Raw genomic sequence first — 23987 nt, 5'->3', positions numbered from 1 at the left:
CAATAGGGTCAACCATATGGCCAGTAACACTGGCGACTGCCCCACCACCCGCCAGCCGTCAGTCCAGCCGCGCTCCCGCCTGAAACCAACGACCGAACAAGGCACGGTCTTCTTCGGTCAATCCTGTGGCGTTGCCCATGGGCATTTGCTTGGTCACCACCACTTGTTGGTACATGTTTTGAGCGTTTTGCTTGATCAACTCAGGGCTGTCCAAGCGCACGTTCTTCATTTGCACCTGCGCACCATGGCATGACAGGCAGTGCGTCCCCACCAGGCTTTGCACTTGCGCAAAGCTCACGGGCATTGCAGGCGCTGCAGATGCCTTGGGGGGGGCGGGACGCAAGGCCACAATCACACCCAAGATCATCACCACACCCACAGCTGCGAAAGGCCAAGGGTTGGCCGCGCGGCCCAAGTGGTAGCCGTGGCGCTGCACAAAGAACTGGCGGATCAAGGCACCGGCCAACATCATCACAAACAGCAACACCCAGCGCTGCTCGTGTGTGTACAAAAAGCTGTAGTGGTTGCTCAGCATCGCAAAGATGACGGGCAGCGTGAAATAAGTGTTGTGCACACTGCGCTGCTTGCCGCGCTTGCCGTGGATGGCCAAGGCGTTGGCGTCATACGTCTCACCGCTGGTCATGGCCGCCACCACTTTGCGCTGGCCGGGGATGATCCAGAAGAACACGTTGGCGCTCATGGCGGTGGCGATCATCGCGCCCACCAACAAGAAAGCGGCGCGGCCTGCAAACAGCTCATTGGCCAGCCAAGAGCAAAAAGCCACCACCACAATCATCAGGCCCGCCACGATCAGCTCGCCATTTTTTCGGAAACCGAAGACGCGGCAAATGATGTCGTACACCAACCAGAAAGCCACCAGCATGCCCACCGCGGCCGATCCGGCCATCACAGGCGTCCAATCCATCAGCGATTTGTCGATCAGGAAAGTGCCCGCGTTGTAGAGGTAAAGCACCGTGAACAGCGCAAAGCCGCTCAGCCAGGTGGAGTAACTCTCCCAATAGAACCAGTGCAGCTTGGTGTGGATCTTTTTAGGAGCCACCATGTACTTTTGCGGGTTGTAAAAACCGCCGCCGTGAACTGCCCACATGGCGCCGCCCACGCCTTTTTCGAGCAGGTCGGGCGAACTGGGTTTTTGCAGGTTGTTGTCCAGAAAGACAAAGTAGAACGAGGAACCAATCCAGGCGATGGCGGTGATCACATGCACCCATCGCAGCAACAAATTGGCCCATTCCAGAAAATACGATTCCATGAAGGATTCTCCAACCTGCTCACCACCGCGGGCCCTGTGAGCGGGTATTCGGTCGCGAACATGTTCCCAGAGGAACCTGCGCCGCTGCGACCAGTGCACCGAAGTGTATACAGTTTAACCCTCTGAATCCAGCCATCCCCGGGCCTGTTCGCCTAGGGAAAACCATCATCGGACCCTAAAGCGTCTGCAAGAGTTGTGCCGCCACCGCCACTGCAATCACTTCGGGCTCTTTGCCCGTGATGCCCGGCACCCCGATCGGGCAGGTGATGCGGGCGATTTCCTCGGCTGTGAAACCCCTGTCCTCCAGGCGGTGCCGAAAGGTAGCCCATTTGGTGGCACTGCCGATCAAGCCCACAAAGGGCAAATCGTCCTGCGCACGCAGGCGCTTGAGGCAAGCCACCACGATGTCCAGGTCTTCGGCGTGGCTGAAGCTCATGATCAGCACCCGGCTGCCCGGGGCCAGATCGGCCACTGCCGCTTGCACCGGGTTGGAGTGTTCGCAATCCACATCCACAGGCACATCGTCTGGAAAAATCTCGTCGCGGCTGTCGATCCAGCGCACCGCAAAGGGCAAAGGCGCCAGCGTGTTCACAATCGCCCGGCCCACATGGCCGCCACCAAACAGGGCCAGTGGGGTGCGCGGCGGCATCAACAAGGTGCGCAAACGCGCCACGTCTTGCGTGTCCACCCGCTCCATGGTCAATTCAACCACCCCGCCGCAGCATTGCCCCAAACTGGGCCCCAGAACTTGGCGCAAGTGGGTGGGGACCAACTCCCCCGCCAGCAAACGCCGTGCATGGGCCAGCGCCTGAAACTCCAGATGCCCGCCACCAATCGTGCCGGCTTCGCCATGGGCGAATACCAACATGTGGGTGCCCGGCCCACGCGGCACCGAGCCCTGGGTGGCTTGCACACTCACCCGCACCGCAGCCTCATGGCCTAACCGCTCTAACGCCGCCATCATCCAGTTCACACACGCACCCCTTTGTCAATTTGTTACTCGCCAAGGCCCGTGTCCAATGCCACAATCACGCCCGAACACCGAGTATGCCAAGGAGAGGACCCGACCCATGCCAGAGGCACCCCAGCACAAGCGCCCGGACCGCCCGTTTTTGTCACGCGCCATGCTGGCCCTGAGCGCCTTGGGCCTGGGCTGGCTGGGCGGGTGCAGCACCCCGCCCAGCAGCAAACCCTCACCTGGCCCCACCACCAGCCAAGTGCCCGGCAGCCCCAGTCAACCGGCGGCAACCCGGCCCGAAGCCCTAACGCAAGCGGTCATCCCGCCCGCTACACCCGCCATGGGCCCGGTTAAATCGGCCGCACGCAACGCCCGGGATTACCGCAAAGATGCGGCCAGCCACCTGTATGCCCGGCACAGCCAACACATCTTCAAAGGCCGCCTGCCCCCCATGTTGGAAGCGGTGGGTGTGCTCAACGTGGACATCGACCGCCACGGCTCGGTCAAATCGGTGCAATGGATGCGTGCGCCCCGGCACGTGCCCCAGGTCATGCAACAAATCGAGCGCATGGTCAAAGCCGCAGCGCCCTACCCCGTGCCTCAGCACATGAGCCAAGTCACCTACACCGACGTGTGGCTCTGGCACCAAAGTGGCAAATTCCAGCTCGACACCTTGACCGAAGGCCAGGACTGAGCCAAGGGCTCAGCAAAACGCCCACCGCAGTGGGCGTTGCATGGTCAGCGGGCAAAACTTCCCGCAGCAGGTATCAGGCCGAAACCAACTGCCCCGCTTTGGCCTTGTCGCGGGCCAAGGCCTCCCGGTCACTGCGGCGCCGAAAGACCAAGGTCACCAAACTGCTGCTGATCACGATGAACAGCGAATACAACACCGGGATCAACAAAATGTCTTGCTGCATCGTGCCTGCAAAGCTCAGCGTCACGATCAGCACGGCCAAGGGGCCATTCTGAATACCGGTTTCCAGTGCAATGGTTCGGCTGCGATTGGCATCTTGGCGCAGCAAGCGCGACAAACCATAACCCAAGGCCATGCCAAACAGGCCCAAGCCAATGGCCGCGAAATAAACGGTCAAGGATGTGGTGGCCAACAACTGGTGGTTGCGTGGGATCCAGGTCACCACCAAGAACAAAATCACCAAGATGCCCAAAAAGCCCCCGAGCAACTCGATGGTGGCACCGATGTTGGGGCTCATCTTGCGCAACGCCATGCCGATCAGGGTGGGCACCAAGAGCACCATCAGCACCTGCGCCACGTTGCTGGCCGGGATCTTGAAGTCACCGCTGATGCCGGCTGCTTGCGAATAAAACTCCAGCAGGGCCGGCACCATGACCAGCGCCACCAAGGTGGACACGCTGGTCATCATGATGGACAGCGCCAGCACGCCTTTGCTGAAGTAGGTGAAGATGTTGGAGGTGGTGCCTCCGGGCATACAAGCCATCAGGATCAGGCCCACCGCCAACGCGGCTGGCAAGTCCAGCAGCATGGCCATGGCAAAGCCCAAGAGGGGCATGATGCCGTACTGGCACAACACGCCTACCAGCACACCCTTGGGCTTGCGAAAGGCGATCAAAAAATCGCGCCAGGTGAGCGATGCGCCCATGCCCATCATGATGACCATCATCATCACGCCCAGCAGTTTGGTTTCAAATTCGGTGACCATGTACAACTCCGCTGTGGCGCTCAGGCCCGTTTGAATTCATTTTTGACTTCGGCTTTCAGGTCCTTGCGCAGCACCTTGCCAATCGGGGATTTGGGCAACTCATCGCGCAACACCACCGAGCTGGGCCGCTTGTAGGCCGCCAGGTGTTGTTTGCAGTGCGCCAACACGTCTTCGGTGCGCAGCTGCCCCGCATGGTCGGGGTTGGGCACCACATAAGCACGAACCGCCTCGCCCGTGCGCTCGTCGGGCGTGCCGACCACCGCCACTTCCAACACCGCATCCATCTGCGCGATCACATCTTCCACCTCGTTGGGATAAACGTTGAAGCCCGAGACCAACACCATGTCTTTCTTGCGATCCACGATGCGGAAAAAGCCCTCGGCATCCATCACCCCGATGTCACCCGTCGCAAACCAACCGTCCTGCATCGCCTTGGCGGTTTCGGCCTCGTTTTGCCAATAGCCTTGCATGACCTGGGGGCCGCGCACCCAGATCTCACCGGGCTCGCCCACGGGCACGTCTTGCCCGGCTTCCGACACCAAGCGCACATCGGTGCCCGGGGCGGGGATGCCGATGCTGCCCACACGCGGCTCGCCGCTGAGCGGGTTGAAGCTCACCACAGGCGATGTTTCGGTCAGGCCATAACCTTCGGCAATGGGGGTGCCGGTGACTTCGCGCCAGCGCTGGGCCACGGCGCTGTGCAAGGCGGTGCCGCCTGCGATCGAGGCCTTCAGGTGCTTGGGCGGGTAAGCCAAAAACCACTCTTCATTGAGCAGGCCATTGAACAAGGTGTTCACACCCGTCATCCAAGTCAGCGGGTAGTTTTCGACAGCGCGTTGCAGGTTTTGCACTGGGCGCGGGCTGGGCACCAAAATATTGTGCGCACCGATGGCCAGGAAGCCCAGCAAATTGGCCGTGAACGCGAAGATGTGGTACAGCGGCAGCGCCGTCAGCACGCACTCTTGGCCGGGGGTCATGTGGGTCGAGCCCATGGCCAGCATCTGCTGCACGTTGCGCAGCAAATTACCGTGACTGATCATCGCGCCCTTGCTCACGCCCGTGGTGCCCCCGGTGTATTGCAGCAAGGCCAAATCGTGTGGCTGCAAATCTTGCCAATAGCCCCTGGCAGGCTGCTGGGCCAACGTGGCGCGGCCCTGGGCCAGGGCTGCCTGCAGGCGCACGTGTGGCACCGTCACAGGCGGCAGCACTTTGCTCCAAACCTTTTGCACGCCGCGGATGATGCCGCGCGGAATCGCCGGAAAAAACTCGGGCACGCCTGCCAGCACAATGTGTTTCACACCTGTTTTCGCCAGCACCTCGGGCAACTTGTCGGCAAACATGTCGACCACCACCAAGGCCTTGGCCTGGCTGTTGTTGAACTGGTGCACCATTTCGCTCACGGTATAGAGCGGGTTGGTGTTGACCAGCACACACCCAGCCTTGAGCACACCAAAAGCCACCACCGGATAGGGCAGGCTGTTGGGCAACTGCACCGCCACACGGTCGCCCCGGGCCAAACCCAAAGTACCACGCAGGTAGCCTGCAAACGCGTCCGACAAAGCATCCACCTGCGCAAAACTCAAACTGCCGTTCATGCCGTTGGGCACCACACAAGTGAAAGCCGCCTTGGCTTGGCTGTCACGCGCCCAGCGGACGCAGTGGTCGTGGATCAAATGCGCCAGGCTCTGGTGTTCGGGCGCAGGCAAAACTGGGGCAATGCCCACTTGGGGGTAAACCGCTTGCCACGGGCGCACGGCGCTCGTGGGGTCTGGGGTCAAGCTCATGAGGGTCCTTGGGGGGCTGAAATGCAACAGGTTGACTGGCCAGGCGGGGGGCTGAGGACCCACCAGGGTCCACTTGAACGCCAGGTGCTGGACAGCACCCGGACACCTGATCCCGATGACCGCCTGCAGTGGGCGGCCATTATTGACGCAATCGGGCCGAAAACCCCTGAAAAACCGCCCCAAATAAGGGTGTTGTGTCAGATCAGAAACCCTCTTTTAAGCGGGTGTTTGCTGCTCGTGGGACGCGCTGGGCAGCAAAGTCAATATCAGGGTGGTGACCACCGAAAAACCCGCCAGCAGCATGAGCGAGCTGCCAAAGCCCATGGCTTTGACCACCGGCCCCAAGGCCCAGACCGACAAAGAACTGACCGCGAACGACACGCCCAAGCGCATGCCCGACACGCGCGAGCGCAGGCGGTCGTCGACATAACGGGCGATCATGAAATCGGTGAAGGGGATGGCCCCGAAGATGAACACCATCACCCCAATGAGCGCCGCAAACAACCACCAGCCCTGCGCCTGCGAGGCCAGCAGCAGCATGGGGATCTGCGCCATCACCATGCACATGAAAAAGCGCTTGAGTGGGAAACGGTTGATCAGGTGCCCCACCACCACTTGGGCCACCGAAGCCACGGCGTAGACCAAGGCCAGCAACAGACCCAAAGCGGCCGGGTCTTCCATCACGCCCGCAAAGCGCTCGGCCAGCAAGGGGCCGTTGCCATTGGTTGTGAAATTGAACAACACACTGCTGGTGACGGCCGCTGCCGTCATGACCACCATGGCCCGCATCAACAGGGGCGCGGGCAGGCTCACCTTGGCGCCGCCCTTGCGCTGAGAAGGCTTGGAGCCCTCTTGAGGGCAGGCGCGTGCAAACAGCCAGCCGCACGCCAGTGCCACCAATCCCGGCACAACAAAAGCCGCCCGCCAGCCTTGCCACTGAATCAAAAACCCCGTGAGCAAGGCCGCGACCGCTACGCCCAGGTTACCGGCCAGACCATTAAAGCCAATGGTCGCGCCCGGGTTGGACGAGCGCTCCAGCAGCATGGGAATGCCCACGGGGTGGTAGATGGAGGCGAACACACCGATCAGCGTCAAGCATGCGGCCAACTGCCAAGGCGTTTGCGCAAAAGCCGTGAGGATGGAAGCCGCGCCAATGCCAAAAAAGAAGACCAGCATCATGCTTCGGCGACCCCACAAATCGCCCAAGCGCCCGGCGGGCAAAGAGCCCAGGCCGAACATGAAAAATGCGCCCGCACCGTAAGGCATGAGGTCTTGCCACTGGGCCAGGCCCATGTCGAGGGCGATGGTGCTGACCGCTGCCGCAAAAATCAGCAAGAACAAATGGTCCAGCGCGTGTGCGATGTTGAGCAAACCGCGCACCACGGGGGAGTGGTCTGTCGGGGTTTCTGGGGAAATGGGGGTCAGCATGGTGTCCCCAGTTTGGACGATTGAAGGCTATTGGGCTGTATCCGGCGGGACATGCACAGCGACCTGATCGGCCTGCCCTTGGCCAGCAGAACGGCCGTCTTTCGGCTCGGACATGAAACACATCTTCTCGCCATCCCAGCGCTGGCCGCACCAGCACAGGCCTTCGGCGTTGATGATGCAAGTGCCGGTGCCGCAGCACCGTGGATCGTCTGACATAGGCCTGCTCCTGTGGGCTGTAGGGATCAAAATGACAGGATGCCTGAAACCGCTTCAGGCATCCCAATCAGGCCGTCACAGCCCTGCAGTGGCCTTGGCTTTCTCGCAAGCCATCAGGATGCGCTCGGGCGTGGCCGGGGCATCCATGTAGACCACGGCTTTGTGGTCGGCGCTGGCCGCCACGGCATCGCGCAAGGCAAAGAAGGCCGACAAGCCCAACATCAAAGGCGGCTCGCCCGTGGCCTTGCTGTTGAAAGGCGTGGGCTTCAAGTTAGCGTTGTCGAACAGGGTCACATTGAAGTGCTCTGGAATGTCGCCCGCCACCGGGATTTTGTAAGTGCTGGGGCCATGCGTGAGCAGCTTGCCCTTCTTGTCCCAAATGCACTCTTCCATGGTGAGCCAGCCCATGCCTTGCACATAGGCGCCTTCGATCTGGCCTTTGTCCAATGCGGGGTTGATGCTGCGGCCCACGTCGTGCACGATGTCCACGGCCTTGAGCCACCATTCGCCCGTGCGGGTGTCGATTTCCACTTCGCTGACGGCCGCGCCGTAGCAGTAGTAATAGAAAGCACGGCCATTCAGGGTCGCGAAGTCGTATTTGATTTCGGGCGTCATGTAGAAGCCCGTGACAGAGAGGCCCACACGTTCCATGTACGCTTGCTTGGTCACATCGGCCCACTTGACGGATTTGCCGCCACCGTGAACTTCATTGTTTGCAAAGTTCACCTCTTCAGCGGCGCATCCCAGCATGCGGGCCGCCACGGGTTTGAGGCGCTCGCGCATTTGCGCTGTGGCGTTCATGATGGCTGCGCCGTTGATGTCAGCACCGCTCGACGCCGAGGTGGCCGAAGCGTTGGGCACTTTTTGCGAATCGGTCGCGGTGATGCGCACATGGTCCACGCTTATGCCCAAACCATCGGCACAGACCTGCGCCATCTTGGTGTTCAGGCCCTGGCCCATTTCGGTGCCGCCGTGATTGCAGCTCACCGAGCCGTCCATGTAAACCACCAGCAATGCGCCGCCTTGGTTCAGGTGCGTGGCCGTGAAGCTGATGCCGAACTTCAGGGGCACCAGCGCCATGCCGCGCTTGCGGGTTTTGCTCTTGGCGTTGAAGGCCTGCACCTGAGCGCGACGCTCGGCGTAGTTGGATTCGCGTTCGACCTGGTCGATCACCTTGTCACCCACCCAGTCTTCAATGAGCTGGTTGTATTGGGTGGTCATGGTGTCGGGCGTGCCGCTGATGGCCGGGTCTTTGTACAGGTTGAGCTTGCGCACTTGCAGTGGGTCTTTGCCCAGAGTCATCGCAATCTCGTCCATCACTGTTTCGATGCCAAACATGCCTTGTGGGCCACCAAAGCCACGGAAAGCTGTAGCGCTTTGTGTGTTGGTTTTGCAGCGGTGGCTGACCAGCTTGAGTGCAGGCAGGTGGTAGGTGTTGTCGATGTGCAGGCAAGCGCGGTCGTTCACAGGGCCGGAGTAGTCGGTGCTGTAGCCGCAGCGCGACATGAGTGTGATGTTGGCACCCAAAACGCGGCCGTTGTCGTCAAAACCCACTTCGTAGTCGATGCGGAAATCATGGCGCTTGCCGGTGATGGTCATGTCGTCGTCGCGGTTCACACGCAGTTTGACGGGCTTTTGCAGCTTGTGCGCAGCCAGCGCGGCGCTCTGGCTGAAGATGCTGGCGTTGCCTTCTTTGCCACCAAAGCCACCACCCATGCGGCGGCAGATCACCTCCACATCGTTGGTGTGCAGGTTCAGGGCATGCGCAGCTTCGCGCTGGTTGCCGTCGGGGTGCTGGGTCGACACATACAAAGTCAGCTGGCCGTCTTCCTTGGGCACCGCATAAGTGATCTGGCCTTCCAGATAGAACTGTTCTTGCTGACCGGTGTTGGTGCTGCCTTTGATCTTGTGGGGCGCGTTGGCAATGGCTGCTGCGGCGTCACCACGCGTGATGCCCTTGGGCGGCATGATGAAGCTGCTCGCCGCCATCGCTTCTTCGATGGTCAAGATGGGCGTGAGTTCTTTCACCAGCACCTTGGCTTTTTTGGCGGCTTCGCGGGCATAGAGCATTTCACGCGCAACGACCACGGCCACGGCCTGGCCGACAAACTCGACCTTGCCAGCGGCCAGGAAGGGGTCGTCATGGATGATGGGACCGCAATTGTTTTCGCCAGGGATGTCTTTGGCGGTGTAGACGGCGACGACGCCGTGCTCTTTCAATATCGCTGCGCGGTCGATGCCGTCGCCAATCAACTCGCCATGCGCCACGGGCGACAAGATGAGCGCGGCATACAAAGTGCCTGCGTGCTCAGGGATGTCGTCGATGTAGGTGGCCGAGCCGGTCACATGCAGGTGCGCAGACTCATGCACCAGCTCTTTGCCCTGCTGCACGTCAGAAGCAGGCAACAGGTTTTTGATGGGGGTAGGAGCGTTCATTCAAGCCACCTCTTTCTGTTCTTCAATGAATTCAAGCACCAGGTTGCGGGCGACCAAGGCGCGGTAGGCCCATGTGGCACGCAGACCGTCGCGGGCGGTGAAGCTGGCGGCAATGGCGGCGTCCAGATCGGAGGCTTTCACGTCCGAAGGCGACTTGCCCTCCAGCACGGCTTCCAGCTTAGGGGCACGGCAAGGCGATGGAGCCAAGCCGTTGTAAGCCAATTTCACACCGCTCAACTTGCCGTCTTTCAGCGTGTAGTTGATGGCCGCGCAGGTGGCCGAGATGTCTTGCTCAAAACGCTTGCTCACCTTGTGGGCGCGGAACACTTGTCCAGCCACGGGCTTGGGCAATTCCACAGCTTCGATGAACTCACCGGGCTCCATCACGTTTTTCTTCATGCCGGTGTAGAAGTTGTCCAGCAGCACCTTGCGTGTCTTGTCGCCACGGCGCAGCACCAAGCTGGCACCCAGCGTCATCAGGCAAGGCATGGTGTCGCCAATGGGTGAACCGTTGGCGATGTTGCCCGCCAGCGTGGCGGTGGATCGGATGGGGGGCGAGCCAAAGCGGCGCAGCACTTCGGTGAAGTCGGGGTAAGCCTGGGACACCAGCATTTCGACTTGGGTGAGCGACACGGCCGCGCCAATGCGCCAGGCGCTGGCGGTCTCGGTCACTTGGCGCAGTTCTTTGACGTTGCCCAAATACATGATGTGGTCAGGACGGCTGAACTGCTTGTTCACCTGCAGACCGATTTCGGTGCTGCCTGCCAAGAGCGTGGTGGTGGGGTTCTTGACCAAATAGTCGGCCACTTCGGCCAAGGTGGCAGGCGAGACGAATTCGTTGCCTTTGCGGGTGCGCACCACGGGCTGCACAATGATGTCGCCGTCCAGGCTGAGCGTGGGCACTTTGGCGCGTTGGATTTCTTTGAGCAGCGGCACATCGGCGCTGTCGTCCAGCTTCAAGGCCTCGGGCTTGGCGCAGGCCTTGGTTGCCGATTCGATGATCGGCTTGTAACCGGTGCAGCGGCAAAGGTTGCCGCTGAGCGAATCGGTGATCTGCTGGCGGTTGGGCATGGGCAAGACCTGCACCAAGTTCACCAGGCTCATCACGATGCCGGGCGTGCAAAAGCCGCACTGCGAACCATGGCACTTGATCATCTCTTCCTGCACCGGGTGCAGCGTGCCGTCGGCTTTTTTCAGGCTCTCGACGGTTTTGACAGATTTACCATCCAGCGAAGGTAACAATTGAATACAAGCATTGGTGGCCACATAGTCCACACCCGTTCCTGCAGCATTGAGCTCACCCACCATGACCACACAAGCGCCACAATCGCCTTCAGCGCAGCCCTCTTTGGTGCCAGTGCGGTGCAGCTCCTCGCGCAGATAGTCCAGAACGGTGGTGGTACGGCGCTCGCCTTGGGCTTCGACAATGCGGCCGTCGAGCACAAAGCGCACGGTGTTGGTGACTTGGGTCATGGTTGGGGGGAATCGGTATGTGAACGTGAAGACCCCGATTTTAAGGAGCCAGGGCCTTCCTTGGGCAGCTTTTCGTCGGATTAATTGGGATCTGACCCCAATTCAATCAATTGGGGTCAGATCCCAATTGTTTTAAGAGCCGCGGTAGGTGGAGTAACTCCAAGGGCTGGCCAGCAGCGGCACATGGTAGTGCTGGTCTTCGTGGGCCACGCCAAAGTCCAAGGACACGCGGTTCAGAAAGTTGGGCTCAGGCAGCTCTACGCCTTTGGCTTTGAAGTAGTCGCTCACATTAAAGACCAAACGGTACGTGCCTTGGCGCAGGCTAGCGTGGTCATAGAGCATGCCGTCGGGGTTGCGGCCGTCGTGGTTGAGGGTGAAGTTTTTGACCAAAGTGGCCTGATCGCCTTGGGTGGTGTACAGGGCCACCTGCATGCCCGCAGCGGGGCAGCCGTGCATGGTGTCCAAAACGTGTGTGCTCAATCCCATGGTGTGCTCGCTTGTCTTGAGTGGGGGTGAAAAAAGGGTGGTTTTGGCAAGGCTTTAAAAAGCCCTTTAAACCGGTCGACCGAAGTGTATACAATTTTGCTTTCGGCGGCTATGATTTGCGCCAATGACCCAAAAACAGATGGGCTCACCGCCCTGAGAAACCGCGAGACATGGAAACCTCCACCACGCACCACATTGTCGAATCGCTGACCCGCGCCATCGTGGAGCACCGACTTTTGCCCGGCTCCAAACTGGCCGAGCAAAAGTTGGCCGACCACTTTGGCGTATCGCGCACGCTGGTGCGCCAGGCGCTGTTTCAGTTGTCGCAAAACCGCCTGATCCGGCTCGAACCCGCTCGCGGTGCCTTTGTGGCCGCCCCCTCGGTCGAAGAGGCGCAACAGGTTTTTGCCGTGCGCCGCATGCTCGAGGCCGAGATGACCCGCGCTTTCGCGCAGCAGGTCACGCCCGAACAAATCGTGGCCCTCAAGGAACACATCCAGCAAGAGCGCGAGGCCGTCACACAAGGCGACATCACGGGCCGCACCGAGTTGTTGGGCGATTTTCATGTGCGAATGGCCGAACTCATGAACAACGACGTGCTGGCCCAGGTGCTGGGCGAGTTGATCTCGCGCTGCGCCTTGATCACGCTGATGTACCAATCGCGCAACGAGGCCGAGCACTCGACCGACGAGCATGTGGCCTTGGTGGCCGCTCTGGAGGCGCAGGACGCGGACCTGGCCGTGCGCCTGATGCACGAACACCTCTTGCACGTTGAAGCCAGCTTGACCTTTGACCGCAAAGTGCCCACCCACGACATTTCCCTGGCACTGGCTTGAACCCATCGAGTACCACCTTTAGTCACGACCATGAGCACCTACGACAGCACCCTCCCCTACCCCCGCGACCTCAAAGGTTACGGACGCCATGTGCCACACGCCCAGTGGCTAGGTGGCGCACGCGTGGCCGTGCAGTTTGTACTGAACTACGAAGAAGGCGGCGAAAACTCGGTGCTGCACGGCGATGCGGGTTCCGAGCAGTTTTTGTCCGAGATGTTCAACCCCGCGTCCTTCCCTGAGCGGCACATCAGCATGGAAGGCATTTACGAATACGGTTCACGGGCTGGCGTGTGGCGCTTACTGCGCGAGTTTGAAAAACGCGGCCTGCCGCTCACCGTGTTTGGCGTGGCCACCGCGCTGCAAAAGCACGACGACGTGACCGCCGCGTTCAAAGAATTGGGCTACGACATCGCCTGCCACGGCCTCAAGTGGATCCATTACCAAAATGTCGACGAAGCCACCGAGCGTGCCCACATGGCCGAGGCGATGGACATCTTGCAAAAGCTCACGGGCGAGCGCCCCTTGGGCTGGTACACCGGGCGCGACAGCCCCAACACGCGCCGCCTGGTGGCTGACTTTGGCGGCTTTGAATACGACAGCGACTATTACGGCGACGACCTGCCTTTCTGGATGAAGGTGCGCAAAAGCGACGGCACCGATGCGCCCCAGCTCATCGTGCCCTACACCTTGGACTGCAACGACATGCGCTTTGCCCTGCCCCAAGGCTATTCACACGCCGACCCGTTCTTTCAGTACATGAAGGACACCTTTGACGCGCTGTATGCCGAAGGTGACCCGAGCGGCGACAACGCCCCCAAGATGATGAGCATCGGCATGCACTGCCGATTACTGGGACGCCCCGGCCGAATCACCGCGCTGCAACGCTTTTTGGACCACATCCAATCGCACGACAAGGTCTGGGTGGCGCGGCGCATCGACATCGCGCGGCATTGGAAAGCCACACACCCCTACAAGGATTGAACATGGCCCTGACCCTCGACCAACTCAACCACGCATCCGCTGCAGAGGCGGCGCAGATGCTCGACGGCCTTTACGAGCATTCACCCTGGATTGCCGAGCAAGCGCTGGCGCAACGCCCCTTCACCTCGCTGGCCCACCTCAAACACGCGATGTGCGAAGTGCTGGCACACGCCGGGCGCGACGCGCAACTGGGCCTGATCCGCGCCCACCCCGAGCTGGCGGGCAAGGCCATGGTGAGCAAGTCGCTCACCGCCGAGTCGACGAACGAACAAACCAAGGCGGGGCTGACCGACTGCACGCCCGAGGAGTTCGCCAAGATCCAGAAGCTCAACGCCGACTACAACGCCAAATTTGGCTGGCCCTTCATCCTGGCAGTGCGCGGCCCACGCGGTGTGGGCTTGAACAAAAAACAGATCATCGACGCCTTTGAGCGCCGCCTGTTCGGCCACCCCGACTTTGAATTGGCCGAGTGCCTGCGCAACATCCACCGCATCGTCGAGATCCGGCTGAACGACAAGTTCGCAGTGGAGCCCACGCTGGGTCACCAGGTCTGGGACTGGCAAGAAAAACTGGCACAACACTCCGACCCTGACTTCGCGGAACAAGGCCAGCTGACGGTGACCTATTTGACCGACGCACACCGCGCCTGCGCCCAGCGCATCACACAGAACATGCGCGACTGCGGCTTTGACGAGGTCTATACCGACGCCGTGGGCAACGTGGTGGGCCGCTACCACCCAGCCACAGCAGGCGGCAAATACCTCATGACCGGCAGCCACTACGACACCGTGCGCAACGGCGGCAAGTACGACGGCCGCTTGGGCATCTTTGTGCCCATGGCCTGTGTGCAGCAGCTGCACCAGCAAGGCCGACGCTTGCCGTTTGGAATCGAAGTGGTGGCGTTTGCTGAAGAGGAAGGCCAACGCTACAAGGCCACCTTCCTGGGCTCGGGCGCACTCATTGGCCAATTCAACCCCGCTTGGCTGGACCAGCAAGACGCCGACGGCATCACCATGCGTGCGGCCATGCAGCATGCGGGCCTGTGTGTGGACGACATCCCCAAAATCCAGCGCGACCCGGCGCAGTACCTGGGCTTCATCGAAGTGCACATCGAGCAAGGCCCGGTGCTCAATGAAGTGAACATACCGCTGGGCGTGGTCACGTCGATCAATGGCAGCGTGCGCTACCTCTGCGAAGTGATTGGCACCGCAAGCCACGCAGGCACCACCCCCATGGACCGCCGCCGCGATGCGGCCTGCGCCGTGGCCGAACTGGCGCTGTACATGGAGCAACGCGCCGCGAAAGACGGCGACAGTGTGGCCACCATTGGCCAGCTGCAAGTGCCCAACGGCTCAATCAATGTGGTGCCCGGCCGCTGCACCTTCAGTCTGGACATGCGTGCGCCCACCGATGCACAGCGTGACTCACTCGTCGCTGACGTGATGGCGCATCTCGACCAAATCGCCGAGCGCCGTGGCGTGCGCGTCAAAGCCGAACTCACCATGAGCGCAGCCGCCGCGCCCAGCGCCCCCGAGTGGCAAGCACGCTGGGAACGCGCTGTGAGCGCATTGGGGGTGCCGCTGTTCAAACTGCCCAGCGGCGCAGGCCATGACGCGATGAAACTGCACGAAGTCATGCCACAAGCCATGCTGTTTGTTCGCGGCGAAAACGGGGGCATCAGCCACAACCCACGCGAATCCACCACTAGCGACGACATGCAGCTGTGCGTCGACGCCTTCACCCATGTTTTGAACCAACTCTCTCAGGAACTGTCATGAGCGCTCCCAACGTCAATCACGCCCAACAATACGCACAACTCGACACGTGGATCGACGCGCACTTTGACGAGCAGGTCAAGTTTTTGCAGGCCTTGGTGCAAGTGCCCACCGACACCCCACCCGGCAACAACACCCCGCACGCCGAGCGCACCGCCGAGCTGCTCGCGCCCATGGGCTTTGAAGCAGAAAAGCACCCTGTACCCGCCTCCGAAGTCCAAGCCTACGGCCTGGAGTCGATCACCAACCTGATCGTGCGCCGCAAATACGGCGAAGGCAAAACCATCGCCCTGAACGCCCACGGCGACGTGGTGCCTCCCGGCGAAGGCTGGACACACCCACCCTACGGCGGCGAAATCCACAACGGCGCCATGTACGGCCGCGCCACGGCCGTCAGCAAGTGCGACTTTTCCACGTTCACCTTTGCCACACGCGCACTCGAATCACTCAAGGCTCCGCTCAAAGGCGGCGTGGAACTGCACTTCACCTACGACGAAGAGTTTGGCGGCGAAATGGGCCCCGGCTGGCTGCTGGCCAAAGGCCTGACCAAGCCCGACCTGATGATCGCGGCAGGCTTCAGCTACCAAGTGGTCACCGCGCACAACGGCTGCCTGCAAATGGAAGTCACCGTGCAAGGCGAGATGTCGCACGCTGCCATTCCCGACAGCGGCACCGACGCGCTGCAAGGCGCGGTGCACATCCTGAGCGCCCTGCTCGCGCTCAACACGCAATACCTGAAGGTCACGTCCAAGGTTGAAGGCATCACCCACCCCTATCTGAACGTGGGCCTGATCGAAGGCGGCACCAACACCAACGTGGTGCCCGGCAAAGTCAGCTTCAAGCTTGACCGCCGCATGATCCCCGAAGAGAACCCGTTTGATGTGGAAGCCAGCATCCGCCAAACCATCGCCGACGCCGCAGCCAGCTTCAAGCCCCCACGCGGTGGCCATGTGCTGAAAGTGGATGTGCGCCGCATGCTGCTGGCCAACGCCATGAAACCGCTGGCGGGCAACCAACCGCTGGTCAGCGCCATCCAAAAACACGGCGAACAAGTCTTTGGCGAAACCATCCCTGCCTTGGGCACGCCGCTCTACACCGACGTGCGCCTGTACGTGGAGCGCGGCATCCCCGGCGTGATCTATGGCGCAGGCCCGCGCACCGTGCTCGAGTCCAACGCCAAACGTGCCGATGAGCATGTCGAGCTGGAAGACCTGCGCCGGGCGACCAAAGTGGTGGCGCGCACCTTGCTGGATTTGCTCGCCTGAACATGAGCGTGCCGCAGCTTGAAACCCTGCGCCAGCGCGTGCAGGCCTGCACCACCGACCAAGACGTGGCCGACTACCTGCGCGATGGCGCGGTGTGCATCCGCAACTTGTTCACGCCTGAAGAAGTAGCCCTGCTGCGGGACGGCATCGAGGCCAACCTGGCCCACCCCAGCCCACGCGGCATGGTGGCCAGCAGGCCGGACGACCCGGGGCGCTTTTTTGAAGACTTTTGCAACTGGCAAGACATCCAGCAGTACAAGCGCTTCATCTTCGACACGCCACTGGCCGCACTGGCCCAGCGGTTGATGCAAAGCCAGACTGTGCGCCTGTACCACGACCACCTGTTGGTCAAGGAACCCGGCACGCGCCAGCGCACGCCCTGGCACCAGGACCAGCCCTATTACAACGTGGACGGTCTGCAAAACATCAGCTTCTGGATTCCGGTGGACCCGGTGTCACGCCCCTCCACGCTGGAGTTTGTCGCGGGCTCACACCGTGGCTCCTGGCTCATGCCGCGCACCTTCATGACGAACCAGGCCAAGTGGTTCCCCGAAGGCTCGCTGGCCGAATTGCCCAACATCGACAAGCACCGCGAAGACTTTCCCATCCTGGGCTGGGACTTGCAGCCGGGCGATCTGGTGTGTTTCCACATGCTCAGCCTGCACGCTTCAGCAGGCGTGGACGGCACGCAGCGCAGGCGCGTGTACTCGGTGCGCTTTTTAGGCGACGACATGACGCATGCGCCGCGCCCTTGGGTCACCTCACCGCCGTTCCCCGGGCTGGACCAGGAACTGCCCGCAGGCGTGCCGATGGACCATGCGCTGTTTCCGCTGATGCCTGGGCTTTAACCCCGTTTCAGATACACCTTGACGAAACTGCTCTTGAGCTGATCTGCCTGCGCGGGCATTGCCCCCAGATTTCCGGCTTGCGCCAATGCCAGCAGCCCATCCAGATTTTTGCGAATGGCCTGAATTTCGGCGTCGTTGGCTTCCAGTTCTACAGGTTTGAACTTGTCGCTGAGCATGGGATGCAGTTGCTTGACTTTTTCCGCGTCCTTGGCGTTCGCTGCGTCCAAGATCAGCTCCATCGCGTCATGGAAATCCACCAACGCAACGGCCAGCATGGAAAACCCGTTGCGCTTGAAAATGTCCTGAAACACGGGGCGGATTTTTTCCAGATCCAGGTGCGCCTGATGCAGATCGCCATCGCGCACCAAAGGCTCAACGGCGCCCATGATCACAGCCACCTGCTGCAAATCGCTCACCAGTTGGCGGTCGCCCCTCAAAGCATAGGGCTGATAAGCGCTGTATTTTCGCTGAAAAACCGCATAACCTGACACCATTTTTTTCCAATTTTCGACAGCCGAGTCGCGTTCATTTTTGCCCGTCAAAAACAGCGTTTGTTTGTAAAAGTGGTTCATCGCATTGAACTCTTCCAAAAAGAGTTTGCGACTGAGGAACGCACTCCCATAACTGCCACCGACAAACAAGGCCACTAAGGCCAACCATCCCAACCAGCGCCAGATGGGGCTCACTTTGCCACCGGCAAGTTGGGCCGTGCCTACGCGCAGTAATCGGTACAGGGGGCAAAACTGCACACCCGCCGTGACCACCAGCACCACCGCCCCAACGTAGGCGGCCCATTGCCAGGCCCCTGTCAGCCAAAAGTAACCCCCTTGCGCCAGAACGATGGCCAAAGCCAGGCGACACCAGCGGTCGATCGGATGGATGTTTTTCATTGAGAAACCTTCTGTTGGCTCACCAAAAGGTTTTCGGTGATGTCTGACTTCAGTATCACCACACCCTCTCCTGTTTGAATTGATCCTGATCACGGCGCACGAATCTTTTTCAATGACTTCATGCACCGGGGTATTCCCTGAGGTCAAGTCCGGAAATTTTGTATACAGTTTCGAACACAAAGAAGCACACATCTAGTTTCTTTGCAGTTTTCCCCCTCTGTTTACCTTTCAGGAGACCCCTCCATGAGTTCAACCATCCACCCCGTGGACGAGCATTTGCCCAATGGCAAGCTCGCCGCTTTGGGCCTGCAACATGTGCTGGTGATGTATGCCGGCGCGGTGGCCGTGCCCCTGATCGTCGGCCGCGCCCTCAAACTCAGCCCTGAACAAGTGGCGATGCTGATCTCGGCCGACCTGTTTTGCTGCGGTTTGGTCACGCTGATCCAATCGCTCGGTGCCACACAGTGGTTTGGCATCAAGCTGCCCGTGATGATGGGCGTGACATTTGCGTCGGTGGCCCCCATGGTCGCCATGGCCAACAACAACCCGGGCGTTCAAGGCGCAGGGCTGATCTTTGGCGCCATCATTGGCGCGGGGGTGATCTCCATCTTGATTGCGCCCATCGTGAGTCGCATGTTGCGTTTTTTCCCACCTGTCGTGACCGGCACCATCATTGCCGTCATCGGCATCAGCTTGATGCGGGTGGGCATCAACTGGATTTTTGGCAACCCCTTCGGCCCCACAGCGCCCAGCATCCCTAACCCGGAACACCTGGCCTGGCTCGATGCCGCCAAACAAGCGGCCAGCACGGGCGCGGTGCCCCCAGTGCCTGCCGGCATGAACATCGTCGGCTCGGTGCCCAACCCCAAGTACGCGCAGCTGTCGCACATCGGCATTGCCGCCATCGTGCTCGTGTCCATCTTGCTGATTGCCAAGTACGCCCGTGGCTTTTTGTCCAACATTTCGGTGCTGCTGGGCATCGTGGTCGGTGGCGTGGTGGCCACGGCCGCTGGCCTCATGAACTTCGACAAAGTCAGCAAAGCCGGCTGGTTTGACCTGGTGCTGCCCTTTGAAATTGCCGCCCCCGTCTTTGACCCGATCCTGATCCTGACCATGACCTTGGTGATGATCGTGGTGATGATCGAGTCGACCGGCATGTTCCTCGCACTGGGCGATTTGACCGGTAAAAAAGTCGATCAAAAAATGCTCACCGCAGGTCTGCGCACCGACGGTCTGGGCACTCTGATCGGCGGCATTTTCAACACCTTCCCCTACACCAGCTTCTCGCAAAACGTGGGCCTGGTGGGCGTGACGGGTGTGAAAAGCCGTTTCGTCTGCGTGGCAGGCGGCGTGATCCTGATCGTGCTGGGTTTGCTGCCCAAGATGGCAGCCTTGGTTGAGTCACTGCCCACCTTTGTGTTGGGTGGTGCGGGCTTGGTGATGTTCGGCATGGTGGCCGCCACCGGTATCCGCATCTTGGCCAGCGTGGACTACAAAGGCAACCGCAACAACCTGTTCATCGTGGCGATTTCGATCGGCTTTGGCATGATCCCGCTGATCGCGCCGCGCTACCTGCAGTGGATGCCTCACAGCATCCACCCGCTGATCGAGTCGGGCATCTTGCTGGCCTCCATCAGCGCTGTGCTCTTGAACCTGTACTTCAACGGGTCCAAAGGCGACAGCAGCGAGGCGATCGAAGCGGCCAAACAAGCCGACTCGCATTGAGTTGAATCAAGGCGCCAGAAATGACCCCCGACTTGTTCGGGGGTTTTTACTTTTGGCAGGGCCGAACAGGCTTAGGTCTGTGCAACCGCGCGCTGGGGCCCCGCCGAAAGCCCCAATTTGGTGCGTCTTGACGACGAAATGGGCACCAAAACAGGGGATTTATAGGGGATGGACCTGACATACACCGTCAGGTCATTACCTGATAATGGCATCGATTTTGCTAGACAAGATTCACCGTTTATCAGTCTATGGAGCCCCTCATGAACAAGCGTTTCTTACTCAAGGCCACGGCCGCACTGGCAGCCGCCGCCTCTTTTGGCCTGGCACAAGCCCAAAGCACCCCCATCAAGTTCCAGCTGGACTGGCGCTTTGAAGGCCCTTCGGCTTTCTTCTTGCTGCCTGCAGCCAAAGGCTATTTCAAGGACGCGAAACTGGACGTGACGGTGGACTCAGGCAACGGCTCCGGTGGCGCAGTCACCCGAGTGGCTTCGGGCACTTATGACCTGGGCTTTGCCGACCTGGCCGCCCTGATGGAATTCCACGCCAACAACCCCGACGCCCCCAACAAGCCTGTGGCCATCATGATGGTCTACAACAACACCCCCGCTTCGGTGATGGCTTTGAAGAAGTCCGGCATCAAGACCCCCGCTGACCTGGCTGGCAAGAAGCTGGGCGCACCCGTGTTTGATGCGGGCCGCCGTGCCTTCCCTATCTTCCAAAAAGCCAACGGCATCGGCAACGTGGCATGGACCGCGATGGACCCACCATTGCGCGAAACCATGTTGGTGCGTGGTGACGTGGACGCCATCACTGGCTTCACCTTCACCTCGCTGCTCAACATCGAAGCGCGTGGCGTGAAAGCCGAAGACGTGGTGGTCATGCAGTACCCCGATTTCGGCGTCAAGCTCTATGGCAACGCGATCATCGCTTCGCCCAAGATCCTGAAGGAAAACCCAGCCGCTGTGAAAGCCTTTCTGGCTGCCTTCACCAAGGGTGCCAAAGACGTGATGGCCGACCCCGCCAAAGCCATTGAATCGGTCAAGGCCCGCGACGGCATCATCAACGTGGCGCTGGAAACCCGCCGCCTTCAATTGGCCATCGACACTGTGATCAACAGCCCATCGGCCCGCGCCGAAGGCTTTGGCCAGATCAACGGCCCCCGCATGACGCTGATGGCTTCCCAAGTGTCGGACGCCTTCAACACCAAGACCCGCGTCAAGTCCGAAGACATCTGGAACGGCTCGTTCTTGCCCACCGCCAAAGAGCTGGACATCCTGCCCAAGGGCAAGAAGTAATCCAGCGTCAGCTTCGGGGCATGCCGCCCCGGCGCTCCGGGCCCACCGCCACCCTGCACGGGTCGGTGGGCTTTTACAGGGCGTAGCGTGTATACACTTTCGAACACCATTTTCGAGCTCTCACCATGACCCAAGAATCATTCGTTGATTTCCAGAATGTCTGGCTGGCCTACAACGACGAGTTGCTGGCGCAGAACCACTTCGCTGTCGAAGACATCAACTTGCAGGTCAAGCAAGGCGAGTTCATCGCCATCGTTGGGCCATCGGGCTGCGGCAAGTCAACCTTCATGAAGCTGACCACCGGCCTCAAAATGCCCAGCAAAGGCCGCATCCTGGTCGACGGCCAACCGGTGACCGGCCCGCTCAAGATCAGCGGCATGGCGTTTCAGGCGTCATCACTTTTGCCTTGGCGCACCACACTCGACAACGTGCTGCTGCCCCTCGAAATCGTGGAGCCCTACCGCTCCAACTTCAAGCAAAAACGCGAAGAGTACGCAGAACGCGCCCGCAAACTGCTGAACACCGTGGGCTTGGGCGGCTACGAAGACAAATTTCCGTGGCAACTGTCGGGCGGCATGCAGCAACGCGCCAGCATCTGCCGCGCCTTGATTCACGAGCCCAAGATGCTGCTGCTGGACGAGCCCTTCGGTGCGCTCGACGCCTTCACGCGTGAAGAACTCTGGTGCATCTTGCGCGACTTGTGGACCGAGCAAAAGTTCAACGTGATTTTGGTCACTCACGACCTGCGCGAGTCGGTGTTTTTGGCCGACACGGTTTATGTGATGAGCAAGAGCCCTGGCCGTTTTGTGGTCAAACGCGAGATCGACCTGCCGCGCCCGCGCGACCTCGAGATCACTTACACCCCGGAATTCACCAACATCGTGCACGAGCTGCGCGGCCACATCGGTGCCATGCGCAAGACCGGTACAGCCATCAACCAATGAGCGGGAGCCCCACATGAACAAGAAATCCCTTGAAAGCTGGTCCCCCTGGATCTTGCTGGTGCTGAGCATCCTGGTTTGGGAAGGCCTGTGCCGCGCCTTCAACGTGTCGGAATTCGTTTTCCCCAGCCCTTCGCGCATCGCGCAGCAAACCATCGAATACCGCGACGTGATCGCGGGCCACGCCTGGCGCACCTACTGGGTGACCATGGTGGGCTTTGGCATCGCCATCGTGGTGGGCGTGCTGCTGGGCTTCATTATTGGCAGCTCGCGCCTGGCCTATGCCGCCGTGTACCCGCTCATGACCGCCTTCAACGCGCTGCCCAAAGCGGCCTTTGTGCCCATCTTGGTGGTGTGGTTCGGCATCGGCATCGGCCCGGCCATCCTCACGGCTTTCCTCATCAGCTTTTTCCCCATCATGGTGAACATCGCCACCGGCTTGGCCACGCTGGAGCCTGAGCTCGAAGACGTGCTGCGCGTGCTGGGTGCCAAACGCTGGGACGTGCTGGTCAAAGTCGGCCTGCCCCGCTCCATGCCTTACTTTTACGGCTCGCTCAAAGTCGCGATCACGCTGGCCTTTGTGGGCACCACGGTGTCTGAGATGACGGCTTCGAACGAAGGCATTGGCTACCTGCTGATCTCGGCCGGCTCGGCCATGCAAATGGGCTTGGCGTTTTCTGGCTTGGTGGTGGTGGGCGCGATGGCCATGGCCATGTACGAACTGTTCAGCGCCATCGAAAAGCGCACCACCGGCTGGGCACACCGCGGCTCGCAAGGCGAGTAAAGCGCCTACTGTTGTGCGTGTGACGCCGTCGGCCAACCCAAGGTAGTTGACCCAATGACTTGGTTGGCCCGACTCGATTTGGACTACACGCTCGAAGCCGAGCGCAGCGTGGCCCGCTACCTGCACCAGGGCCCGCTGCGCATCTTGCAAAGCCTCTACCCCGAAGGCGATGCGGTGTGCCACAACGTGCTGGTGCACCCGCCCAGCGGCTTGGTGGGTGGCGACACCCTCGACATGCACGTTTCTGTGGGCGCAGGTGCTCACGGCTTGGTCACCACACCTGGGGCCACGCGTTTTTATCGGTCTGAAGCGGGCCTTGCGACACAGCAAGTGCATGCGCGTGTGGAATCGGGTGCTCGGCTCGAATGGCTGCCCTTGGAGGCGATTGCTTACAACGGCTGTGATGGCCTCAACCGCGCGGTGTTTGACTTGGCACCCGGGGCCGAAATGATGACCTGGGACATCACCGCGCTGGGCCTGCCTGCGGCCGACATGCCTTTTGTGCAAGGCACCTTCCGGCAACACCTGGAGATTCCCGGCGTGTGGCTGGAACGCGGCACCTTGGATGCCAGCGACTCCAGATTGATGAACAGCCCGCTCGGCTTGGCAGGCCAGCGCTGCATGGCCACGCTGGTGTTTGCAGCGGGCAGCACCATGGCCGATGAGCGCATTGAACGGGCTCTGGCTTGTGCCCGCGAACTGCTCGAAGCGTCTGAACTGCGCCTGACCGCAGGGGCGACCTCACCACACAAACAGGTCATCGTGCTGCGGGTGCTATCGCCTGTGACAGAACCGGCGATTGAACTGCTGCGGAAGGTGTGGGCGGCATGGCGCCAAGAGATGTGGGCTTTGCCAGGGGCTGTGCCTCGGCTGTGGAACATGTGAAGTCTGAGACTCTTGGGCCTAAACCTCATTGC

Annotated in this window: 21 protein-coding genes; 11 read left to right on the top strand and 10 right to left on the bottom strand. The window is 60.7% G+C overall.

The window, feature by feature from the left end; all coding sequences use genetic code 11:
* Positions 1 to 58 precede the first annotated feature (58 nt).
* Entirely contained in the window at positions 59 to 1270 is a 1212-nt protein-coding gene (locus L63ED372_RS02275; RefSeq protein WP_062402719.1) for a urate hydroxylase PuuD, read from the bottom strand.
* 175 nt (positions 1271 to 1445) lie between these two features.
* Positions 1446 to 2234, bottom strand: coding sequence for a xanthine dehydrogenase accessory protein XdhC (gene xdhC / locus L63ED372_RS02270; RefSeq protein ID WP_197275344.1), 789 nt, complete (start codon positions 2232 to 2234; stop codon positions 1446 to 1448).
* 106 nt (positions 2235 to 2340) lie between these two features.
* Here xdhC and L63ED372_RS02265 point away from each other — a divergent pair, with 106 nt between their 5' ends.
* Positions 2341 to 2922, top strand: a complete 582-nt coding sequence (locus L63ED372_RS02265) for a hypothetical protein (protein WP_197275307.1) — start codon at positions 2341 to 2343, stop codon at positions 2920 to 2922.
* A 73-nt stretch (positions 2923 to 2995) separates the two neighbouring features.
* Here the strand turns inward: L63ED372_RS02265 and L63ED372_RS02260 are convergent, their stop codons facing one another.
* From L63ED372_RS02260 to uraH, 7 genes are all read right to left on the bottom strand, one after another.
* Positions 2996 to 3907, bottom strand: a complete 912-nt coding sequence (locus L63ED372_RS02260) for a bile acid:sodium symporter family protein (RefSeq protein ID WP_062402713.1) — start codon at positions 3905 to 3907, stop codon at positions 2996 to 2998.
* A 20-nt stretch (positions 3908 to 3927) separates the two neighbouring features.
* On the bottom strand, positions 3928 to 5691 hold the full coding sequence (locus L63ED372_RS02255) for an AMP-binding protein (protein ID WP_062402710.1): 1764 nt from the start codon (positions 5689 to 5691) through the stop codon (positions 3928 to 3930).
* A 216-nt stretch (positions 5692 to 5907) separates the two neighbouring features.
* A complete protein-coding gene (locus L63ED372_RS02250) occupies positions 5908 to 7119 on the bottom strand; it encodes an MFS transporter (RefSeq protein WP_062402707.1) in 1212 nt (403 codons plus the stop codon).
* A gap of 27 nt (positions 7120 to 7146) precedes the next feature.
* Entirely contained in the window at positions 7147 to 7335 is a 189-nt protein-coding gene (locus L63ED372_RS02245) for a hypothetical protein (RefSeq protein ID WP_062402704.1), read from the bottom strand.
* A gap of 75 nt (positions 7336 to 7410) precedes the next feature.
* The gene (gene xdhB, locus L63ED372_RS02240; protein WP_062402699.1) at positions 7411 to 9771 is read right to left on the bottom strand and encodes a xanthine dehydrogenase molybdopterin binding subunit; all 2361 of its coding nucleotides are present in this window, start codon (positions 9769 to 9771) and stop codon (positions 7411 to 7413) included.
* Positions 9772 to 11244 (bottom strand): xanthine dehydrogenase small subunit, encoded by a 1473-nt coding sequence (xdhA, locus tag L63ED372_RS02235; RefSeq protein ID WP_062402697.1) that lies wholly within the window; start codon positions 11242 to 11244, stop codon positions 9772 to 9774. It lies immediately after the preceding gene.
* 132 nt (positions 11245 to 11376) lie between these two features.
* Entirely contained in the window at positions 11377 to 11730 is a 354-nt protein-coding gene (gene uraH / locus L63ED372_RS02230) for a hydroxyisourate hydrolase (protein WP_062402694.1), read from the bottom strand.
* 170 nt (positions 11731 to 11900) lie between these two features.
* Between uraH and L63ED372_RS02225 the strand changes: the two genes are divergently transcribed.
* Genes L63ED372_RS02225 through L63ED372_RS02205 form a run of 5 tightly spaced genes read left to right on the top strand, consistent with a single transcriptional unit; the run spans position 11901 to position 17435 of the window.
* Entirely contained in the window at positions 11901 to 12566 is a 666-nt protein-coding gene (locus L63ED372_RS02225; protein WP_062402693.1) for a GntR family transcriptional regulator, read from the top strand.
* Between the two features lie 30 nt (positions 12567 to 12596).
* On the top strand, positions 12597 to 13547 hold the full coding sequence (gene puuE, locus L63ED372_RS02220) for an allantoinase PuuE (RefSeq protein ID WP_062402690.1): 951 nt from the start codon (positions 12597 to 12599) through the stop codon (positions 13545 to 13547).
* A 2-nt stretch (positions 13548 to 13549) separates the two neighbouring features.
* Positions 13550 to 15325, top strand: coding sequence for a 2-oxo-4-hydroxy-4-carboxy-5-ureidoimidazoline decarboxylase (uraD, locus tag L63ED372_RS02215; RefSeq protein ID WP_062402687.1), 1776 nt, complete (start codon positions 13550 to 13552; stop codon positions 15323 to 15325).
* Positions 15322 to 16587 carry a M20 family metallopeptidase gene (locus tag L63ED372_RS02210; protein WP_062402684.1) on the top strand — a complete coding sequence of 422 codons (1266 nt, stop codon included), beginning with the start codon at positions 15322 to 15324 and terminating at the stop codon, positions 16585 to 16587. Before uraD ends, L63ED372_RS02210 begins: the two co-directional genes overlap by 4 nt.
* A gap of 2 nt (positions 16588 to 16589) precedes the next feature.
* On the top strand, positions 16590 to 17435 hold the full coding sequence (locus L63ED372_RS02205; RefSeq protein WP_062402680.1) for a phytanoyl-CoA dioxygenase family protein: 846 nt from the start codon (positions 16590 to 16592) through the stop codon (positions 17433 to 17435).
* Here the strand turns inward: L63ED372_RS02205 and L63ED372_RS02200 are convergent.
* Entirely contained in the window at positions 17432 to 18325 is an 894-nt protein-coding gene (locus tag L63ED372_RS02200; RefSeq protein ID WP_062402677.1) for a YgaP family membrane protein, read from the bottom strand. The two genes, L63ED372_RS02205 and L63ED372_RS02200, sit on opposite strands and share 4 nt — an antisense overlap.
* 243 nt (positions 18326 to 18568) lie before the next feature.
* On the opposite strand from L63ED372_RS02200, the gene L63ED372_RS02195 reads away from it, so the two are divergent.
* The 5 genes from L63ED372_RS02195 (at position 18569) to L63ED372_RS02175 (ending at position 23955) form a co-directional block, all read left to right on the top strand.
* Complete coding sequence (locus L63ED372_RS02195) at positions 18569 to 20050, top strand: nucleobase:cation symporter-2 family protein (protein ID WP_062402674.1); 1482 nt, start codon at positions 18569 to 18571, stop codon at positions 20048 to 20050.
* Between the two features lie 260 nt (positions 20051 to 20310).
* Entirely contained in the window at positions 20311 to 21345 is a 1035-nt protein-coding gene (locus L63ED372_RS02190) for an ABC transporter substrate-binding protein (RefSeq protein ID WP_062407536.1), read from the top strand.
* A 125-nt stretch (positions 21346 to 21470) separates the two neighbouring features.
* A complete protein-coding gene (locus L63ED372_RS02185; protein ID WP_062402671.1) occupies positions 21471 to 22289 on the top strand; it encodes an ABC transporter ATP-binding protein in 819 nt (272 codons plus the stop codon).
* Between the two features lie 13 nt (positions 22290 to 22302).
* Positions 22303 to 23070, top strand: coding sequence for an ABC transporter permease (locus L63ED372_RS02180; protein WP_062402668.1), 768 nt, complete (start codon positions 22303 to 22305; stop codon positions 23068 to 23070).
* A 54-nt stretch (positions 23071 to 23124) separates the two neighbouring features.
* Positions 23125 to 23955 (top strand): urease accessory protein UreD, encoded by an 831-nt coding sequence (locus tag L63ED372_RS02175; RefSeq protein ID WP_062402665.1) that lies wholly within the window; start codon positions 23125 to 23127, stop codon positions 23953 to 23955.
* The last annotated feature ends 32 nt before the right edge of the window (positions 23956 to 23987 follow it).

It is taken from the genome of Limnohabitans sp. 63ED37-2, assembly GCF_001412535.1.
In the GTDB taxonomy this organism is placed as follows: domain Bacteria; phylum Pseudomonadota; class Gammaproteobacteria; order Burkholderiales; family Burkholderiaceae_C; genus Limnohabitans_A.
The sequence above is the reverse complement of the archived record's forward strand: the minus strand, read 5'-3'. Positions and strand labels throughout refer to the sequence as shown.

Coding starts and splice junctions, on each gene's coding strand:
- L63ED372_RS02265 (WP_197275307.1), top strand. CDS start 2,341: ATGCCAGAGGCACCCCAGCACAAGCGCCCGGACCGCCCGTTTTTGTCA.
- uraH (WP_062402694.1), bottom strand. CDS start 11,730: ATGGGATTGAGCACACACGTTTTGGACACCATGCACGGCTGCCCCGCT.
- L63ED372_RS02180 (WP_062402668.1), top strand. CDS start 22,303: ATGAACAAGAAATCCCTTGAAAGCTGGTCCCCCTGGATCTTGCTGGTG.
- L63ED372_RS02175 (WP_062402665.1), top strand. CDS start 23,125: ATGACTTGGTTGGCCCGACTCGATTTGGACTACACGCTCGAAGCCGAG.
- L63ED372_RS02205 (WP_062402680.1), top strand. CDS start 16,590: ATGAGCGTGCCGCAGCTTGAAACCCTGCGCCAGCGCGTGCAGGCCTGC.
- puuE (WP_062402690.1), top strand. CDS start 12,597: ATGAGCACCTACGACAGCACCCTCCCCTACCCCCGCGACCTCAAAGGT.
- uraD (WP_062402687.1), top strand. CDS start 13,550: ATGGCCCTGACCCTCGACCAACTCAACCACGCATCCGCTGCAGAGGCG.
- xdhA (WP_062402697.1), bottom strand. CDS start 11,244: ATGACCCAAGTCACCAACACCGTGCGCTTTGTGCTCGACGGCCGCATT.
- L63ED372_RS02200 (WP_062402677.1), bottom strand. CDS start 18,325: ATGAAAAACATCCATCCGATCGACCGCTGGTGTCGCCTGGCTTTGGCC.
- xdhB (WP_062402699.1), bottom strand. CDS start 9,771: ATGAACGCTCCTACCCCCATCAAAAACCTGTTGCCTGCTTCTGACGTG.
- xdhC (WP_197275344.1), bottom strand. CDS start 2,234: ATGATGGCGGCGTTAGAGCGGTTAGGCCATGAGGCTGCGGTGCGGGTG.
- L63ED372_RS02190 (WP_062407536.1), top strand. CDS start 20,311: ATGAACAAGCGTTTCTTACTCAAGGCCACGGCCGCACTGGCAGCCGCC.
- L63ED372_RS02185 (WP_062402671.1), top strand. CDS start 21,471: ATGACCCAAGAATCATTCGTTGATTTCCAGAATGTCTGGCTGGCCTAC.
- L63ED372_RS02255 (WP_062402710.1), bottom strand. CDS start 5,691: ATGAGCTTGACCCCAGACCCCACGAGCGCCGTGCGCCCGTGGCAAGCG.
- L63ED372_RS02245 (WP_062402704.1), bottom strand. CDS start 7,335: ATGTCAGACGATCCACGGTGCTGCGGCACCGGCACTTGCATCATCAAC.
- L63ED372_RS02225 (WP_062402693.1), top strand. CDS start 11,901: ATGGAAACCTCCACCACGCACCACATTGTCGAATCGCTGACCCGCGCC.
- L63ED372_RS02250 (WP_062402707.1), bottom strand. CDS start 7,119: ATGCTGACCCCCATTTCCCCAGAAACCCCGACAGACCACTCCCCCGTG.
- L63ED372_RS02210 (WP_062402684.1), top strand. CDS start 15,322: ATGAGCGCTCCCAACGTCAATCACGCCCAACAATACGCACAACTCGAC.
- L63ED372_RS02260 (WP_062402713.1), bottom strand. CDS start 3,907: ATGGTCACCGAATTTGAAACCAAACTGCTGGGCGTGATGATGATGGTC.
- L63ED372_RS02275 (WP_062402719.1), bottom strand. CDS start 1,270: ATGGAATCGTATTTTCTGGAATGGGCCAATTTGTTGCTGCGATGGGTG.
- L63ED372_RS02195 (WP_062402674.1), top strand. CDS start 18,569: ATGAGTTCAACCATCCACCCCGTGGACGAGCATTTGCCCAATGGCAAG.